Below are 17,718 nucleotides of genomic sequence, written 5' to 3' on the forward strand. Positions count from 1 at the left end.
CTTCACCACTGTCCATATAGTTTTTACATGTGTAATAATTGACGGTGCGACATGAGAATACTTCATACTGCAGATCTGCACCTGGGGCGTCAGTTCATGGGGCTGAGCCTTGAGGAGGATCATGAAGTCGTCCTAGGCCAGATTCTCGAGACGCTCTTGGTCGAACGGGTCGATGTTCTTGTGATCGCTGGGGACGTTTTTGATCGTGGCTCACCGCCCAACTCATCCATCCGGCAGTTCAACCACTTCCTCAAGCGCGTGGCAGACGAGACCGAAGCCGCCGTAGTGATGATTTCGGGAAACCACGATTCCGGTGACCGGATCGAGGCAATGTCTGTCTTCTCCACCGCGTCGAGAGTGCTGGTGCGCGGAATCGCCGACGCGTTGGAGACTCCGCTTGTGCTGAGTGACGAGCATGGCGAGATCGCCTTTTCCGCGCTGCCCTTTTCCTATGAATATGCCGCGCGGGAAGTGTTCGGGGATGAGGGTATCAGCACGCCAGCAGATGTCATCGCAGCCCAAATCTCCGCAGCGAGGGCTCAGGTGCCTGAAGGAGCGCGTTGGGTCGTAGTGGCTCATGCCTTCGTTGCAGGCGGCGCGGTCGGTGAGACCGAGCGCGCCCTGACACGGGTCGGCGGGATCGAAACTGTGCCCTCTGATGTCTTCGACGGGGCGGATTATGTGGCACTGGGGCATTTGCACAAGCCGCAGGAAGTAAGCGCGAGCCATATTCGGTATTCCGGCGCACCGCTCGCCTTCGGTTTCGATGAGGCGGGAAGTGAAAAATCCATGACTGTCGTCGATCTCAAAGCTGAAGGAGTCGAGATTCGTACCGTAGCTTTCCGTCCAATCCGGCAAGTGCGTTCGCTGACCGGGGCATTCTCGGATCTTCTGGCAGGAACGCCGTCTGAAGACTTCATCCAGGCGATTCTTACAGACGAGAACCCTCTGATAGATCCGATGAAGCGGTTGCGTGCGACCTACCCCAATGCCTGTCATCTGGCCTACGACCGACAGGGTCGCGCCCCAGAGACCAAAATGCTTAGCGGTGAGCGGTTCGCCGTCACGCCGATCGAGATGGTCGGCGACTTCATGAAGATTGTACGCGGCCGGGAACCAAGTGCTGCCGAAGTCGAGATTGTCGCGAACAAGCTCCACGCCTCCGCCTCCGGGGAGGAACAGACATGAGACCCATTCGCCTATCGCTTCAGGCCTTTGGGCCGTTCGCGACAACCGAGGTGGTAGATTTCCGTTCCGCGCTGGAGACAGGGCTGTTCGGAATCTACGGCCAGACAGGGGCTGGGAAGTCGACGTTGTTCTCGGCGATGTCTTTCGCGCTTTTCGGGGCGCCAACCAAGACCGATCAGGAGCCACGTTCGCTGCGTTCGGATCACTCTGCGCCCGATCTACCCACTGAAGTCGAATTTGTTTTTGAATTGGGTGCCAAGACCTACCTGATCCGTCGTCGTCCGGCGCAAGAGCGCCCGAAAGCGCGAGGCGAAGGGACAACAGATGACGCAGCGGAAGCCTCCCTATTCGACGTAACCGGGATCCCAGTGGATACGATTGGCCCGAGCCAATCCGGTCGCGTAATTGAAGAAAAGAAGGTCTCGGTAGTTGGGAGAGAGGTCGAGGCTCTGCTTGGCTACGGAGCGGATCAGTTTCGGCAGATCGTACTCCTACCTCAAGGAAAGTTCGAAACGTTCCTTACCGCAAAAACCGATGCGCGGGTCGACATATTACGAGATCTCTTCGACGTGAAGATCTATCGTAATCTCGCCGCTCGGCTGAAGGAAGAAGCCTCGGAGGCAGAGCGAGCGTTACGCGACCAACGTGCACTCTATGTAGCGCGGCTTGAGGAGCGCGGCTTCGAGAGCGCTGAGGCACTGGAGCTAGGAATTTCTGCAGCGGAAGCCAAGGTCGAGGAAAAACAGCGAGATCAGCAGATCACAGAGGCAACGAACGAAGCCGCGCGCAAGACACTGGCCGAAGGCGAACAGATCGAGAAGGCTTTTGCTGCCGTCGACATTGCGCAGCAGGCGCTTGACGGCCTTGAAGCGAATAATGATGAGGTTGATGCTCTGGCTAGGCGGGTAGAGGCTGTCAGCAATGCCTTGAAAGCCCGTGATCTTGAGACGGCTTGGCACAATGCGGAGCAAGACGCACGAATTGCGGTGGATGCCGTTTCCAACGCTGAAGCGGAGCTCAATACCGCCAATGGGGCGAAGGAAGATGCCGCGCAAAAAATGGTCGAGGCGCAGTCTGACGGGGAGCGACGGAAGCAGGTTCAGGCCGACCTGACGAAGTTGGAGGCCATTGAGAAACAGGTCGAGCAGGCTTCAGAGTTACAGAATACATTTGATAAGGCTGTGACGGACGAAGCCTCAGCAAAGAAGGCGCTGACTGAGGCCATAGAGGCCCGCGAAAGGCTCCAGTCTCAGCGTGATGCGACCGATATGGTGCTTGAACAGGCGCGAAAAACCGGAGCGTTGCGAGGCAAGCTGAACGGTGAGATCGCCGAGGTCAACCGGGAACGGGTGAAGTCAGCGGCGTATGCAAAGGCGCAGGGAGCTGTCGCCGATGCCGCACGAAAGGTCGAAGCGGCAACGAGCGAACTGACCACTAGAGCCCATGCGGCACAGGCCGCCGAGGAGACCTTGAGCGATGCCGAGGTGCGGCTTTCGCGCACGCAGGCGATCATTCTGGCCGAAAAGTTGACTGAAGGAGCGCCCTGCCCTGTCTGCGGTTCCCACGATCATCCTGCGCCGGCTCATGGCACGCCCGAGCAATCTGGTTTGACCGAAGCGTTTCGCAAAGCACAGTCTGAAGCGAGAACTGCAGCCGAAGCCCGGGTGCGGGCGGAAACCGAACTTGGCAATTGCCGAACGTGGCTGGATGAAAAGAAGCAGACGCTGGACGAACAGGAACGACCCGAGCGCACGATGGCGGAACTCGAAGCTGAAATCGTACGGCTTGAAGGCGATGTCGCCGCGCTTGGAGAAGCAGTCGATCTAGACGCGATGGCGGAGCAGTTGGCCGAACTGAAGCGGAAAGTGACCGAGGCAGAAACTGCTGAGGCTACAGCGCGCACCGCTGCGGGCCAGGCCGGGACCGCTCTTGCCGGCGCGCGCGCGAAGCTGGATGCAGTGATCGAGGCCCTGCCGGAAGGTCTGCGCTCGCCCGGGGCGGTTGTCGCTCGACGGGAGGCATTGCAGAGAGAGCAAAAGCAACTGTCCGAGGCGCTGGAAATGGCGACGCAGCAGGACCGAGCCGCCAGTGAAGCGCTAACCCGTGCGCAAGAGCAACTTGACGCAGCGAAGCGGGCGCACGGCGCGCAGAAGCAGCGCGAAAAAAAGGCGAAAGGTGATTTTGCCGCTCGGCTTGCCGAGGTCGGGCTGGACAAAGCAGGATATGAGGCTTGCAAGGCACATTTCCTGACTCTCGACGCCGACCGCGAGAAGGTAACCGATCACCGCGATGGCTTGATCGCTGCTCGCACGACATTGCAGAACGCCACAGCCGCTTGCACAGATCGTGAACGCCCGGACCTTCGCCCGCTTCAGCTGGCGTTGGCAGAAGCCACTCAGAACTTGAACGCGGCCAACGCTGCACTCGCCACGGCTAGAACGGATGTATCGTCACTGACCGAATTCAAGAAATCGCTTGCCGCGGCCATGGCCGAAACCGAGCGGCTTGAAACTGAGACCGGTCCGCTCCGGGGGCTGGCTGATCTGGCCAACGGCAAGAACGATTTCAACATGACACTCGAGACCTTCGCGATCGGTGCAATGTTCGACCAGGTTCTCGAGGCGGCAAATATGAGGCTCGGCCCTATGACGCGTGGTCGCTACCGGCTGACGCGTGGGCTCGAGGCATCTGGCGGTCGCGGCAAGCGTGGGCTCGAAATCGAAGTCTTCGACATCAACACCGGCAAGGCGCGCGCGACAGCCACGCTGTCAGGTGGCGAGACCTTTATCGCGGCACTGGCCCTTGCGCTTGGACTAGCCGATGTGGTCGAGAGCCTTTCGGGCAAGGTCCGGATGGACACAATCTTTATCGACGAAGGCTTCGGTAGCCTCGACACCGAGAATGGGGCGGGCACGCTGGATCAAGTGATCCAAGTACTTGCTGCGCTGACAGAGGGCAGCCGGGCTGTGGGCCTGATCTCACACGTCGGGCTGGTGCAGGAGGCTATTCCGCAAGGCTTCTACGTGCGTTCGACCCCAAGCGGCAGCCGGGTCGAGGAAAGAAGGGGACTAGGGTGACGGAAAGGTGGTACTTTCGAAAAGCTCATATTCGGCGACTGTCGACGGGGCGTACGATCTCTGTCCGTGGCGGTTGGGTGCTCCGGGGCAGCCAAAGACGCAGCAAGGGCGCATCATTTAAGCGGGCTTGTCCAATCTGCGGTGCCCCGATCCTAAGCGTTGGCATGCCAAGAGGTGGGTGGGTCCACTTCGAGGGACGTAATGGGCTCACACGCGTTAAACATCCATGTCTACATCTTGGCGAAGGCTTGAGCGCGCGGCGTGATGAGAACACGCCAGATCTTTTTGGCCCGTCCTGAAAGAGCCACCAGGCTTATAGTATGTTGACGTGGTGCTCGAAATGTCAGCGCTTGGAACTCAGGTCTGTTACAACGCCAACGAGCTCGTGACCCGTCCCCTTTTGAAACTACCAGACTTTTCTAAAAAGAAACTATTTTGAAAGTGTCGAGAACAAGCTCACGAGGTCATTGTCAGAAAACTCTGAATCGGCGTGACTACTTCGTCCTCGAGAGCTTGGCCGGTAGTCATCATAGTCAGGAACCTCTATTTCGCTGATCTTCTCAAGCACCACGTTTCTCGCAGCTTCGGCGCTGCGCCCGGTGTGCTTTGCAATGAAATCCAGAAGCTCTAAGTGCTCGTTCAGCTCGCGTTCGGATGAAAGATCAGAGATTGCCTGTGAAACCTCATCAAACTCATAGTCAATCGCAGAGTTGATCGCCTGTTCGATGGGCTCGAGATCAATAGCTTCGTTTAGGTACTCATCTATGGCGTCTTTCACGGCGACCAACTCATCCATTGGAACGCCAGCTTCGATTGACCTTACGAGGGCAGTTTCAACGGACACTTGCAGGTCTTCTTTCCCGTCAACATCATCATCGACAAAGCTGGAGATTCTCCAATGGAGTTCTGGTAACTCTCTGGAATCTCGTGACGCATCCACCCAAAGGATATCGCTCTTCAATACTGAAATTGCTGCATCTAGAAAGCCACGGTCGCCAGAGTGCTCAAACAGGTCAAGTAGAAGCGAACTGCGCTCAGCGATAGAAAGATCATCGAGTTCGCTGTACCAATAATGGTATTGCTCCGACTTCACCTTTGCGAAGTTGGGGATTTGGTCCAGATTGTTCGCGAACTCGCAGAATTTTTGCGCCAGCTCTTTCAGTTTTTCGGGATCGGTCTGGAACGTTTGTTTAAGGTGACTCCACAGGCTCTGAGCCCATTCCGCTCGAACACAAAGAGGCGGGAGCAGGCCCAGAAAGTCTCCATCAGATAGATGCTCTTTTAGAAAGTCGCGGACTGATGGGTTCACAAACCGTACCTGGTTCCCGGAGATAGCAACAAAACCAGACTCCAGTGATTTTAGAGCCTCTTCGAAGTCGTCTGGCTTTGACGGCTGTGAATAGTGTTCGCAGATCTTATTGTGTATCGCGTTGAAGCTTTCCCGCAGAACCTTGATGGATTGGCGATACTGATTGCCAAAGTAGAGAGCCACAAGCAAATTCTGGCAGCGCATACTGAGACTGCGGTATGCCTTGGCCCAGATCAGCGCAGGATTTTCTAGGGTCCTAAAGGCAAATTTTGGATAGGCGGATGGTTCCAAGTCCTCAGGAAATTCCGCTGCAACATGCGCAATCAAGCGCGGATTGTAGTTTGGGTGGTCGACGATCTTCTTGAGCCAATCATCCTGAAGCAGGGCTTCTATATGTTCACGATTCAAATCTGACGCGGCAAGGTGGTTGAACAAGATACGCGCTTTGATTGAGCGAGTGTATTGGCCGACATCCAGTAAGAACTTTGAAAGCTGGAAGCGGCCCTCATCCATATGATCCGAAAGCCGTCGTGCTTCCTCAAAAATGTGTGCGCGCGTGGTAAGAATGAAACGAGAGTTTTGGGAAGCTCTAACGCGTTTCACAAATCTCGCAAGTTGCCCATCCCGTTGAACAAGCGCTTGCCGATCGAGCTCAATCTGACCGAGAAAATCGTCAAAAAAGAAGATGGTTCGTTTTTCCTCATCCAGTCTGGCAAAGCCATCGTCGAGAGATCTTATCGCGCAAAATTGCCAATCGTCATCGAGATAGTGATAGGTGAGCATTTTGGCCAACGTGGTCTTCCCCACCCCTGGCGGGCCAGACACAACGAGGACGCGATGTCGTTCGAGCTTTTCAAACGCGGCCTCAAAACTTGGGTTACGAACATAAACTCGCAACTCGTCCAAGATTTCGGCTTTGGTCGCTGCGGTGTGGGCCTCGAGGCCTGACTGCAGCACCTTCTCCAAAACTGCCGTACTGGTCATCCAGAGTTTCAGATTTGCCTTTTCGACGTCGGGGTGACGCTTCAGCGCGGCCTCAATATCTTCCGCACCCCAAATGTCTTCCGGATGTTTGAGGCGATCACCTAACACATCTGCCAGTTCGTCGCTGCGTGCACGTGTCAACGATTGAGACGTCAAGAAAATGTAACGACTTGGTTTCAGAAGATCGATCTTCGGCACTTCCTTTTTCAAAGCCGATTTCAACTGAGAAAACGTTGAATTCAGATAATGCTTGCACTGAATAATGGTCGACTTAGGACCCTTGGAATGCCTGCCATCAACACCGCCATCAGCTCCCGCGCCAAACGCAGAAAACCGCTGACCGGTTTCAGCTTGCAGGATATCACGGCACAAGTCCTCAAAGTCCGGAGGTGACAGATTGCCAAGCCTCTTCATTTAACTCTCCTGCCTACAAACTCACCAAAGATTTCACATTATCAGTCGAGCATTTGTAAGAAAAGTTGGCCGTAGTCCATTGGGCTGGTGAGCATTTCCGAACATCATTTCAACTTCTCGCGAACGTCTGCTCTAGCAAAGAATAGACCGGGATTCTGCCATCGCAGCGAATGACGGCTTTCCGCCCTGACTGAACAGCTTGTTTCTACTAACGGAACGCCAGAATACCTTCGCCATGGCGGTTACCGGAGTTGCAAGTGATTGCGCTGCTGGTCCTATCGAGCCTGACGACGCCCTGCTCCGCCTAGATGGGTCGCTTGTCAATCACAAGCGCCCCTTTTGGTGGAATTGCTTTGGAGTTCACCTACCGGGTAATTGGTCGCCCCGGTCTAGCGTCGGCAGGGCTTTCGCTTGCCGCAAAGCAAGCAAGGCGTTGCAGGAGATTGCTGCCCCCTCTCTGGAGGTTTCTTCAGAATGCACTGCCAGACAGTTTAGCTAATCTATGTAAGGCTCCGAACTGAACAGCCAAATCAAGTTCGTGTTTCTGACGATGCGGGGTAACGAAAGCGGGCCGGCGAATGCTCCATATTCTTAAGATGATTGACGAGTTCACTCGGGAATGCCTAGTAGTCGGGGGCGCACGTTGGTGAATTGCTAGCGCGTATGGGCCGTCTTGGCGGTGCTCAAGAGCAGGCGGGGCGTTCCGAAGTACACTAGATCTGATCGTAGTCCTGAATTCACAATCAGCAAAGTCCTAGAGTGGACCGCGAGGACCAGCGTCAATGCCCTGTTCGTCGAACCAGAATCACCTTGGTAGAATGGCGAAAACGACAGCATCAAAGGCCGATTCCTCATCTCTCGGAGGCATCCCTTGGATATGCCTGTTGGGCAGTGACGAGCCGCTAAACTTGGAGCTCCTAAGCGACCTTAGAAAGGCCAAAGTCCTTGTTGAGTGATGGCGGACACCGGACAAAACGGTTCCCCAGGATACGATTGTAAGCAACCAGCCACTAGCTTGAGAAACGTTTGTCCCGGCTGTTCTCGCTTCCGTTGTGCGGAAACTCTGGCCAGATCATCAGTCTTCTACCAGAGGCAAGTCGACGCCTACATAGCTCGTTTCTGCTCCATCCAAGCTTTCCTAGCTCCGCCGGCTATGCATTCCCTCTTTTTGCTCCAGCTTCGTCGACTTGGTCATCGCATTAGGCTCAAACGAACAAAACGAGTTATCTCGAAACCAGAATGCAGGTTTTCACTCATCCGCAAAGTGCCGTGCTCGCTATGTGGTCGCTGACAACCGCCCAGTCGACGGGCCTTTCACGTAACTACTTGAAAAGGTGGTGCCCCCACACGGACTCGAACCGCGGACCTACTGATTACAAATCAGTTGCTCTACCAGCTGAGCTATAGGGGCATCCGAGCGGCTGAGTATCGCCGTGGGCGCGTGATGACAAGCCCTCTCGAACCCATGAATTCGATTTTCAGCATCGAAGGGCGCGCACTGCGAACAAAGTGCATCCGCCGCCAGAACCGGTTAACACTTGGGAAACCAGAACCGGCGACACTCGGCGCAGGATCCAGTGGACGAAGACATATGCATATCGCTTACCATATCGGCGCCCATAGCACCGACGACGACCTGCTTCTGACCAGCCTTCGGGCGAATACGCCCATGCTGGAGCGCAATGGCGTGATTGTGCCAGCAGGCGAGGTCTACCGCCCGATCCTGCGCGAGACTGTGCGTCGTCTCCAGGGCGCCCATTCGGACCGGGACGCCGAGGAGGCGGTGCTGGAAGCCATTCTCGACGGCAAGGACGGGCACCGGCTGGTCATGGCGAGCGAGAACTTCATCTGCACCCAGCAGAAGATCTTCGAGGATGCCAGCTTCTATGGGAAAATGGGACAGAAGGCAGTCTGGCTCCGCAACGTCTTTCCCCATCATCCGGTCTCCTTCCATATCGGGCTGCGCAGCCCGGCGAGCTTTCTGCCTGCGATCTTTGCGCGGCGTCAGAACATCAGCTTCGACGCCTTCCTCGCGGAAATCGATTTCGACAGTTTGAGCTGGCACGATGTGATCGAGCGTCTGCGCTTTGCAGTGCCGGATGCGGAGATCACCGTCTGGTGCAACGAGGACACGCCCCTGATCTGGCCTGAGGTGATGACATCGCTCGCCGGAGTGGCCGAGAACGCGTCGCTGCACAAGCGCCATGCCCGCCTGCGGGAAGTGCTGACGCCAGACGGGTTCGAACAGTTCACCGCCTATCTCGAGAGCCACCCAACGATCACGGTCGCGCAGCGCCGCTGGGCCGCAGTGAACTTCCTCGATCGCTTCGGACAGGAGGATGAAATGGCCGAAAGCTACGACCTGCCGGACTGGACGCAGGAGCGGATCGATGGGCTGGACGCGGCCTATGAGAAGGATCTCGAAAGGATTGCGACCCTCCCGGATGTGCAGGTCCTGACCGCTGGCGGGACAATCCAGACCAATGGACCCGCGGAAGACACGGCGTCCGTCGGATTTGCCTGAGCCGAGCGCCGCGCAGGCGCCCGAGGCGCTCAGGACATCCCGAGCGCTTCCTTGTAGAGTTCCAGCACTGCTTCTTCTTCGGAAATGTCATCGGGATCGCGTTTGCGCAGAGCGATGAGCTTGCGCATGACTTTCGTGTCGTAGCCCCGGGACTTTGCCTCGGCCATCACCTCTTTCTGCTGCTCGGCGATGTCCTTCTTTTCCTGGTCCAAGCGCTCGATCCGCTCGACAAACTGCCGCAACTCGCCCGCCGTCACCCGATAGCTGTCCGGCGCTCCCGCGTTGTTTTCCGTCACCGCGTCATCCATCTCGCGCGTTCTCCCTGACTGTCATTGAGGCCCTGCGGTAGCCCGACTCCGACCGGGCATCAAGACCGTTTCGCCCATCGCCCACTTGTGCCTCTGCTGCAGGCACGCTACCCCGCCGCAACAGATCGCACCAATCGGAGACAGAGGATGGACATGCTGGTGCCCGCCGGGGCCGTGATCACCGTTCTGGGCCTGCTGGGTCTCATCTATTGCATCGTCGAAGTGGCCCGGGCCAAACGCGCCGAACTGGGCGAGGACGCCCTGCGCGCCCGCCTGCAAAAAGCGGTGGCGCTCAATCTCGGGGCGCTCGGGGTCTCGGCGCTGGGGTTGATGATCGTCGTTGTGGGCGTGTTCCTGGCCTGAGCCTGGTCACGGCGCGGGCGGGGTCTTCTCGCCGCGATCAAACGCTTCCCACCCCTCGCCGGCAAAGACGTCATGGCCGAGCTGGGCGAGGACATGGGGGAAATCGACCATGACCCAGTTGTCGACGATCTTGCCGTCAACGACCTTCCAGAAATCCATGTAGCGGATCTCGACCCGCTTGCCGGTGGCCGCGATCCCCATGAAGGGGCCGGAATGCACAGCCTCCTGCCGGCCAAAAGCCGCCGCCCATTCGCCCATATAGAGCCGCGCCTCATCGACACAGACCTTGTCGGAAAACGCCGCCTGAAAGGGCTTTTGCCAGTTTTCCTGAAACTCCCGCAGGCCGGTCTTGGTCCCACAGCCCCGATTTCCATACCAGCCGAACCCTTCGGAGAAGAACTCGCCGATATCGGCAATCCGGTGGTCATTCAGTCCATCGACCATACCCTCGATGACCGCGCGCGTCGCGTCGGTTTTGGACATGTCCGTATCACGAGTCAGGATAGCCTGTTCAGGACGGGCTCCACTCACAGATGCGCTCCGATCTCGGCATCAAAGAGATGGCAGATCTCGGCCGGTACGCTGAACTGCACCGGCGCCCCGATATCGGAGCGGTAGTCCTTGGCCGCCTTCACCGCGACCAGCGTGCCCCCGGCCTTTACGGTCACCATGGTGGCATCCCCGAGCAGCTCCATGGAGTAGACGGGGGCCGCGATATGCCCCCCCTCGCCCGTCACCGCCGCATCTTCAGCCCGGAACCCCAGCGTCACCTTGCCGGACACACCGCTGAACCCGGCGATCTCGACATTCTCCGACCGGAAAACGCCGTCAACCACCTTCCCTTCCATCAGGTTCATGGCCGGCGATCCAATGAAGCTCGCCACAAAGGTATTTGCCGGGCGGTCATAGATATCCGTCGGCGTGCCCACCTGCTGCACCACACCGGCTGACATCACCACCACGCGATCCGCGAGGGTCATCGCCTCGATCTGGTCATGGGTCACATAGATCGTCGTGACCTGCAGCTCATGGCTCAGGTTCTTGATCTGCGCCCGTGTGCTGACCCGTAGCTTGGCATCGAGGTTCGAGAGTGGCTCATCCATCAGGAAGACGTTGGGTTCCCTCACGATCGCCCGCGCCAGGGCCACTCGCTGCCGCTGCCCGCCGGACAGGGCCGCAGGCTTGCGATACAGAAAATCGTCGAGCTCCACCATCGCCGAGGCCCGCATCACCCGCGCCTCGTGCTCCGCCTCGGGCACCTTCCGGACCTTCAGGGGAAAGCGGATATTCTCATAGACATTCATGTTCGGATAAAGACCGTAGCTCTGGAACACCATCGCGACGTCCCGATCCTTGGGATCAAGCGTGTTGACCATCCGGTCCCCGATCCAAATCTCCCCATCGCTCGGATCTTCTAGCCCCGCGATCATCCGCATGGTCGTCGTCTTGCCGCAACCGGACGGCCCCAGCAGCACGAGGAATTCCTTGTCCGCAATGGTCAGGTGGAAATCATCCACCCCGATGAAGGAGCCCCAGCGCTTCTTCACATGGTTCAGCCGGATCTCAGCCATTCTGGCCTCCCCCTTCATTGTTCTGAAAATACTCACCCGCGGGCCGCAGGCCCGCGCCGGGCCCAACGCGCAAAGACCACAGGTCGTGCGGGGCGGGAGCGCGCCCTGCCCCCGTCATCCTTTCACCGCCCCTGCGGTCAGCCCGCTCACGATCTGGCGCTGGAAGAAGAGCACGAGCACGAAGAGCGGCGCCGTCGCCGACACAACCGCCGAGACCGCGAACATCACGTTGCCCTCCTGCTGCGTGGTGCCGAGGAAGCTCGCGATCTTCGGAATCATGGTCTGATTGTCCTGGCTCAGAAGCGTCGCCGTCACCGCAAAGTCGTTATACGCCAAGAGAAATGAGAAGAGCCCCGTCGTGATCACCCCCGGCCACATGACCGGAATGATCACCCGGCGGAAGGCCTGAAACCGGGTGCAGCCATCGACCATTGCGCTCTCATCCAGATCCTTCGGAATGTTCATGAAGAACGATCGCAGCATCCAGAGCGTGAAAGGCTGGTTGATCGCCACGAGCACGATGATCGTCGTCGGCAAGATCCCCCAGATATTCAGCTCAAAGAACGGCAGGAGATAGCCCGAGACCAACGTGATATGGGGCATGGCGCGAAAGATCAGCGCCGCCATCAGGATCCAGAACGTGTACTTGAAGCTCGACCGGCTGAGCGCGTAGCCCCCCAGCGTCCCGAAAGTCAGCGAGATCGCCACCACGCAGAGCGTCACGATCATCGTGTTCACCCCGGCGCGCCAGAATTCCTCCTGTACCCAGGCGCCCTCATAACCCGCTCCGGTGAAATACCCGCCCGTCTCGGCGATGGTCCGCACACCGGAGAGTGCATTGCGCCAATCCTCGCGGCTAAAGAAGTCACCCTGCACCTTGAAGGAGCCCCAGAGGGTCCAGAGGAAAGGGAACGCCGCCAGCACCAGCCAAACCAAAACGAACCCCCAGAGGAACAGGCGCAGGGGCAAGGACCGTTGTGTCGCAATATTTGTGGCCATGTCCTAGTGCCCCGTCTTCGAGAAGTCACGCCAGGTGCGGATCAGCACCGGTGTCAGCAGGATCGCCACACCCAGGATCGTCAGCATCGAGGTCGCAGCGGCAGAGCCGAACAGAGACACCTCGCTCCCCCTGAGGTCATTATAGATGATCCAACTGAGTGAGGTCGCATTCGCTTCGGCATTGAAGCCCACGATCGGCTCGAACACTCTGAAATTATCCATCAGCTGGATGAGCGCGATGAAGGTCACCAGCGGCATGAGATAAGGCAGCACCACGTAGCGGATCCGCTCCCATCGCGTGGCCCCGTCGATCATCGCGGACTCCAGCGTATCCTGCGGGACCGTCTGGAGGCCCGCATAGAACACAACAAAGGCAAAGGGTGCCGAGGACCAGACCCCATAGACCATCAGCGTGATCCAGGTCAGCGTTGGCGAGGCCTTGAGGCTGAGATCCGGGTCCTCAAAGATGAATTGCAGGGTTTTCCCGATCACCCCGCGGCTGTCGATCATCCAGAACAGGATCAGAGAGCCGACGAGCGGCGTGATGATCATCGGCAAGAGCGAGGTGAAAATTACCGGTCCCTTGAGGATCTTGGGCAGCGCGTTCACCGCCACCGCGATCAGAAATCCGAGCGCGATGATCAGGGGCGTCACGATGAAGGTATAGGCCAGCGTGAAGGTCAGCGCCTTGTAGAAGGGCAGCCCATAGACCTGCTGGATGAACGCCCCCACGCTGTCGGTGCTGCGCCAGAACTCTCCGATCTCGGCAAAGGCCAGATGGTTCCGGTTCGTGTAGGTCGCAAGCCCGTTGAACTGCCCCAAGGGCTGGGCCTCGTTCAGGGCCGCGGTGGCCTCCTCATCGACCATGACCTGGGTGGTGCTCCCGAAAGGCCCGCTCGTGGTCACCTCCGCCAGCACCTTTTCATTTTCAACAAAGAGGGATTGGACAAATACCGACGCGATGGGCAGCGCGATGAACAGAAGCATCGCAAAGGCCGACGGCAGCATGAACCAGAAGAACGTCTTGTGCTTCATCTCGGTCTCCGGGGCACGGGGTCAGCCGGGGCGCGAGACGCCCCGGTCTTGCTCAGAGGGGCCTCAGTTCAGGAAACCGGCCTCTTTGGCCGCCGCGCTATAGGAGGCCTCCACATCTGCAAGCGCCTGTGCAGCGCTTTCGCCGCCCTGCAGGAACTCGACGATCTCCGTGCCCAGAGCCGTGTGCAGCAGGCTCATGTAGGGCAGCATCGGGTAAGGCGCGGTGCCGCCCTGTGCCGTGGCCAGCACACCGGCCGCTGCTTCGCCCGGGCTGTAGCCGTCGATCAGCCAGACCGCGGCGTCCGAGTTGGCATTGGCCACATCCACCGATGCGCCATTCAGCATGGCGATGAAGCTCGCCGAGGCGTCTTCGTCGCTGATATTCGATGCAATGGTGAACCCGTCCCACCAGAGGGTCGAGGCCGGGCGATCCCCACCGCCAAGCGTCGGGGCGGCGGCGAACTTGATCGCCGCTGCAATCTCGGGCGCGGCCCCCTCATCATCGGTCACACCGCCTGCACGGGAACCCCAGAAATTGGCCAACGCCACGTTGCCGGCTTCAAACTCGGCCTGCAACGCGTTGGAATCATAGGTAAGATAGTCAGGGTTCATGTATTCGGTGAGCGCCTTCATCATTTCCAGCGCCGCTTCGCCATTGGCATTGGCAATGGCCGGAGCCGCCGAGCCGGGCTCGAAGAAGGACCCGCCCGTGCCGAGATACATGTTCACGAATTCCTGGGCCACGTTCCAGCCGGCCTTGTAGGTGCCGCCGATGGGGAACTCCATGAGGCCCGCCTCCTTGATCGCCTTGGCGGCGGCCAGAACGTCCTCATAGCTCTCAGGCACCGCGAGGCCGAGTTCCTCAAGGATATCGGCGCGGTAGTAAAGGTGCTGCGCATTGGCCTGGAAGGCGATCGCCTTGGTCTCGCCATTGATAACGATGCGCTGGTTCGGGGACACCGCGTCCCCATGGGCCGCGATGAGATCATCGAGCGAGCGCACCAGCCCATCGGTCAAAAGCGGCACGAGCGAGCTGTTGGAAACGACCGCAACCGTGTATTCCGCCGGGTTGGCGGTCAGCGCGGGCACCTGAATATTCCGGTGCTCCGTGGTCATGTTGGCCGTGACCGTGACCCCATCCGTGGCGCACTCGGCCGCTGCGCTATTGACCGCCTGCAGCGCGGGGAAATCATTGGACAAAATGCGGATAGATCCAGCCGATACGTCGCAGGCCCAAGCGCTGCCGCTGCCAAGCACCACAAGCGCGGATGTGATCAGCGCCGATTTCATGAAAGTCATCTCTGTCTCCCTGTCATGACCTGGGGTCGTGACGCCCCGTTTTGGAGGCACGCTGACAGCAGTTGAATAGGTTTGCAATAGGGTTAACGGGCTCGGATTGACCCAACAGGTGCAACAACGGCACTGCGCAGGAAACAAGCGTTCCTCTTGGCGACACCCGGGAAATTGATGCAGGTCTGGGCGGTTATTGGCTGCTGGACCGCCCTGCCCCGGCCCATGAAAAAAGACGACCCCGGCGGGTCGCCTTCATTGCTGATACGTGCACTCATGCGTGCCCCAGCACATTGCCGGGAGATGCGGATCAGACCGGCATGTTGTCGAACGCGTCTTCCTGAGCTTCATAGGCGCGCTTCTCCGCCCGCAACCGAGCGCAGAGATCTACCAATGCGCTCGGCACTTCGACATTCTTGGCCTCGAGTTCCGTGACGGCGCGCGCCAGTTCGGCTTCGCATACAAATCCACGGGCCGGATCCGCCTGCACCCGGTCGAGAAGGGTGAAGACTTTGGTCAGGGCTTGGTCAGTTGTCATCGCGTTGCTCCCTAGCGATCGTTTAAACCAAAGGGCCAATTCACAGGTTGGGCTTAGCCCTCGCCTTTGCAAGAGGCACAGAGTGTCGTGGACGGGTCCTCATCGAGCCGCTGTGCCGAGATCCGCCCACCGCATTGCATGCAGATCCCGTAGCTTCCGTCGGCGACGCGGCCGAGCGCGGCCTGCAGGCGGCGCAATTGGCGCGCTGCCCTACGCGAGGCCTGATCGTCGAGCCTGGCCTGGTCCGCCGTTGCGCAACCGCCCATCTGGCGTCGTGTCTGAGCTGCGATCTGATCCTCCCGCAGCTGATTGAGCAAGGCGCGTCGCCGCGCGCGCAGCGCCACGCGGCGCTCCATCAAATCAACCATTGTCACCCCCCGTGACGTCCTTGTCAGAACTTTAGACAGTTCCGACCGTCACGGCATTGATACAGGTCAACGGTGAAAGATTTGCGACGCGCCCCTGCGGGTTTTGTGGACTCGACGCCGGTGGGAGGCGCTCTTACATAGAGCTCATGGATATGCGCGCCCTCTCCCCCAGCTTTGCCGTCGCCCCGCAGATACTGCCCGAGGATGTTCCCGCCCTCGCGGAGGCTGGTGTCGCCGCGGTGATTTGTAACCGCCCGGACATGGAAAACCCGGTTGAGCTGCGCGCTGATGTGCTGCGCGCCGCGGTCGAGGCGGCCGGTCTGGCCTTCTATGACAACCCGGTGGTTGGAGGTGGCCTCTCGCTCGAGGATGTTCAGGCACAGGCGCAGGTCATGGCCGAGACGGATGGACCGGTTCTGGCCTATTGCGCCTCCGGGACACGCTCTGCCATTCTCTGGGCCTTTGCCATGGCCGGAGAGATGTCGACTGACGACATCCTCAAAGCGCTCTCTGGCGCGGGATATGCGCTGGAGGGGATGCGGCCGCAACTGGATGCGCTGGCAGCACAACGCTGAGACGTTGTTTCGGCGGGATCACCCCACCGCCCTAGTTTGAGCCCGGCATTCAAGGTGCTTGAGACGCCCTGCGCCGCGATCTTTAGGTCGCCGGATCAGAGGGCGCGGCCAGCCCCGGACGGTCCTCAAACCCCTGGGGGTTATGGGCCAAGGCCTCTGGCGGTGTTTCCTTGCGCGCGGTCGCTTGGGGCGCACGCTGGGAACTGATCTCGTTGAGACGCAAGGCGCGCACACCACGGGCCTGTCCCAACCGCGCAGTGGCCACGCAAGGACCGTTGCGGCGGCCGATGGTCACCGTGGAGAGCGCAGAGCTGGGGATCGGGACATGATCGCCCGGCGCCCAACGGCGCACTTCATCCAAGGTCAGCTCCAGTTTGCAAAGAACGGCCTCGAGCTCAGCCGGACTTTCGAGAACCGCAGCCCGCCAATCCTTGGCCCAGTCCTCCACAGCGCGCCCTGTATCCTGCGGCTCCGCCGCGCCTGCGGCCTGAGGCCGGGTTTGCGGAAGGGCGGCCCAGAAGGTCACGTCGCGCCCCCCGTCGAACTTCGCTTGGATCGTGTGAATGCGGTAGGGCACATCCACCACGGACATGCCCAGAACCTCCGGAGCGATCATCCGGTCCGCCGGCGCATAGCCTTCAAGCCAGCCCTCATGGGAGCTGTCTTCCATCAGCTCGCGCCAGGCCTCCAGAAACCTTTCCAGAAATCCGTGGCAGAGCAGCCGGTCAATGGTGCTGGCCGCGCGTGGCTCGCCCTCTCCTTCGGAGATCTTTCCTGTGGTCGTCTTTTCCACCAAAGCGGTCAAACCGCCGCCAGACAATGCAAGATAGCCCTCAGACTCATCCGGGGCCGGACAGGGGATCACCAGGCCCGCCTCACCCATGATATCGCCAAGCTCCAGACCGCCGGAGACCTCGGTGACGGTCACGACCTGATCGGAGACCTTCACCCCCGCCGCGATAAACCCGGCGCGCGCCATGGCCTTGACGCACCCCGTCTCGAGAGACACAGCCATGGACCCTGCCGCGGGTGCGGGCGTGGTTTCCATCTTGCGCCGCAAGAGGCTGGTCTGGTCAGGATTGGACATGGGGCGACTCGCATTCTGCAATTCGGGACGCTCCCTTGTCGCCCAGAACCCGTTAATGCCCGGTAACTGCTGGCGCCCGAAACCGCTG

At 59.3% G+C, this 17,718-nt stretch carries 15 protein-coding genes and 1 tRNA gene; 5 read left to right on the plus strand and 11 right to left on the minus strand.

Features of this window, described 5'->3' with window-relative positions:
* Positions 1 to 51 precede the first annotated feature (51 nt).
* Positions 52 to 1,188: an exonuclease SbcCD subunit D gene (locus ACP153_RS21995; RefSeq protein ID WP_424973167.1), complete on the plus strand. Its 1,137-nt coding sequence runs from the start codon at positions 52 to 54 to the stop codon at positions 1,186 to 1,188.
* Positions 1,185 to 4,265 carry an AAA family ATPase gene (locus tag ACP153_RS22000; RefSeq protein WP_424973168.1) on the plus strand — a complete coding sequence of 1,027 codons (3,081 nt, stop codon included), beginning with the start codon at positions 1,185 to 1,187 and terminating at the stop codon, positions 4,263 to 4,265. The genes ACP153_RS21995 and ACP153_RS22000 overlap by 4 nt, the downstream gene beginning before the upstream one ends.
* A gap of 430 nt (positions 4,266 to 4,695) precedes the next feature.
* Here the strand turns inward: ACP153_RS22000 and ACP153_RS22005 are convergent, their stop codons facing one another.
* On the minus strand, positions 4,696 to 6,972 hold the full coding sequence (locus ACP153_RS22005) for a restriction endonuclease (protein ID WP_424973169.1): 2,277 nt from the start codon (positions 6,970 to 6,972) through the stop codon (positions 4,696 to 4,698).
* A 1,335-nt stretch (positions 6,973 to 8,307) separates the two neighbouring features.
* Positions 8,308 to 8,383 (minus strand) — tRNA-Thr (locus ACP153_RS22010).
* A gap of 180 nt (positions 8,384 to 8,563) precedes the next feature.
* On the opposite strand from ACP153_RS22010, the gene ACP153_RS22015 reads away from it, so the two are divergent.
* Positions 8,564 to 9,496: a hypothetical protein gene (locus tag ACP153_RS22015; RefSeq protein ID WP_424973170.1), complete on the plus strand. Its 933-nt coding sequence runs from the start codon at positions 8,564 to 8,566 to the stop codon at positions 9,494 to 9,496.
* Between the two features lie 29 nt (positions 9,497 to 9,525).
* On the opposite strand, the gene ACP153_RS22020 is transcribed toward ACP153_RS22015, so the two are convergent.
* Complete coding sequence (locus tag ACP153_RS22020) at positions 9,526 to 9,804, minus strand: DUF2312 domain-containing protein (protein ID WP_424973171.1); 279 nt, start codon at positions 9,802 to 9,804, stop codon at positions 9,526 to 9,528.
* 147 nt (positions 9,805 to 9,951) lie between these two features.
* Here ACP153_RS22020 and ACP153_RS22025 point away from each other — a divergent pair, with 147 nt between their 5' ends.
* A complete protein-coding gene (locus ACP153_RS22025; RefSeq protein WP_424973172.1) occupies positions 9,952 to 10,167 on the plus strand; it encodes a hypothetical protein in 216 nt (71 codons plus the stop codon).
* A gap of 6 nt (positions 10,168 to 10,173) precedes the next feature.
* Here the strand turns inward: ACP153_RS22025 and ACP153_RS22030 are convergent, their stop codons facing one another.
* From ACP153_RS22030 to ACP153_RS22060, 7 genes are all read right to left on the minus strand, one after another.
* Complete coding sequence (locus ACP153_RS22030; RefSeq protein ID WP_424973173.1) at positions 10,174 to 10,698, minus strand: ester cyclase; 525 nt, start codon at positions 10,696 to 10,698, stop codon at positions 10,174 to 10,176.
* The gene (locus ACP153_RS22035; RefSeq protein ID WP_424973174.1) at positions 10,695 to 11,738 is read right to left on the minus strand and encodes an ABC transporter ATP-binding protein; all 1,044 of its coding nucleotides are present in this window, start codon (positions 11,736 to 11,738) and stop codon (positions 10,695 to 10,697) included. The genes ACP153_RS22030 and ACP153_RS22035 overlap by 4 nt, the downstream gene beginning before the upstream one ends.
* Before the next feature lie 114 nt (positions 11,739 to 11,852).
* Positions 11,853 to 12,737: a carbohydrate ABC transporter permease gene (locus tag ACP153_RS22040; protein WP_424973175.1), complete on the minus strand. Its 885-nt coding sequence runs from the start codon at positions 12,735 to 12,737 to the stop codon at positions 11,853 to 11,855.
* Positions 12,738 to 12,740: 3 nt separating this feature from the next.
* Positions 12,741 to 13,772 (minus strand): carbohydrate ABC transporter permease, encoded by a 1,032-nt coding sequence (locus tag ACP153_RS22045; RefSeq protein ID WP_424973176.1) that lies wholly within the window; start codon positions 13,770 to 13,772, stop codon positions 12,741 to 12,743.
* A gap of 63 nt (positions 13,773 to 13,835) precedes the next feature.
* The gene (locus tag ACP153_RS22050) at positions 13,836 to 15,071 is read right to left on the minus strand and encodes an ABC transporter substrate-binding protein (RefSeq protein ID WP_424973177.1); all 1,236 of its coding nucleotides are present in this window, start codon (positions 15,069 to 15,071) and stop codon (positions 13,836 to 13,838) included.
* A gap of 301 nt (positions 15,072 to 15,372) precedes the next feature.
* A complete protein-coding gene (locus ACP153_RS22055) occupies positions 15,373 to 15,600 on the minus strand; it encodes a hypothetical protein (protein WP_424973178.1) in 228 nt (75 codons plus the stop codon).
* Between the two features lie 53 nt (positions 15,601 to 15,653).
* The gene (locus tag ACP153_RS22060) at positions 15,654 to 15,968 is read right to left on the minus strand and encodes a TraR/DksA C4-type zinc finger protein (RefSeq protein ID WP_424973179.1); all 315 of its coding nucleotides are present in this window, start codon (positions 15,966 to 15,968) and stop codon (positions 15,654 to 15,656) included.
* Between the two features lie 146 nt (positions 15,969 to 16,114).
* Here ACP153_RS22060 and ACP153_RS22065 point away from each other — a divergent pair, with 146 nt between their 5' ends.
* The gene (locus tag ACP153_RS22065; protein WP_424973180.1) at positions 16,115 to 16,543 is read left to right on the plus strand and encodes a TIGR01244 family sulfur transferase; all 429 of its coding nucleotides are present in this window, start codon (positions 16,115 to 16,117) and stop codon (positions 16,541 to 16,543) included.
* A gap of 82 nt (positions 16,544 to 16,625) precedes the next feature.
* Here ACP153_RS22065 and ACP153_RS22070 read toward each other — a convergent pair whose 3' ends face one another.
* Entirely contained in the window at positions 16,626 to 17,630 is a 1,005-nt protein-coding gene (locus tag ACP153_RS22070) for a FliM/FliN family flagellar motor switch protein (RefSeq protein ID WP_424973181.1), read from the minus strand.
* Positions 17,631 to 17,718: the final 88 nt, after the last annotated feature.

This window comes from Dinoroseobacter sp. S76, assembly GCF_049801095.1.
In the GTDB taxonomy this organism is placed as follows: domain Bacteria; phylum Pseudomonadota; class Alphaproteobacteria; order Rhodobacterales; family Rhodobacteraceae; genus Dinoroseobacter.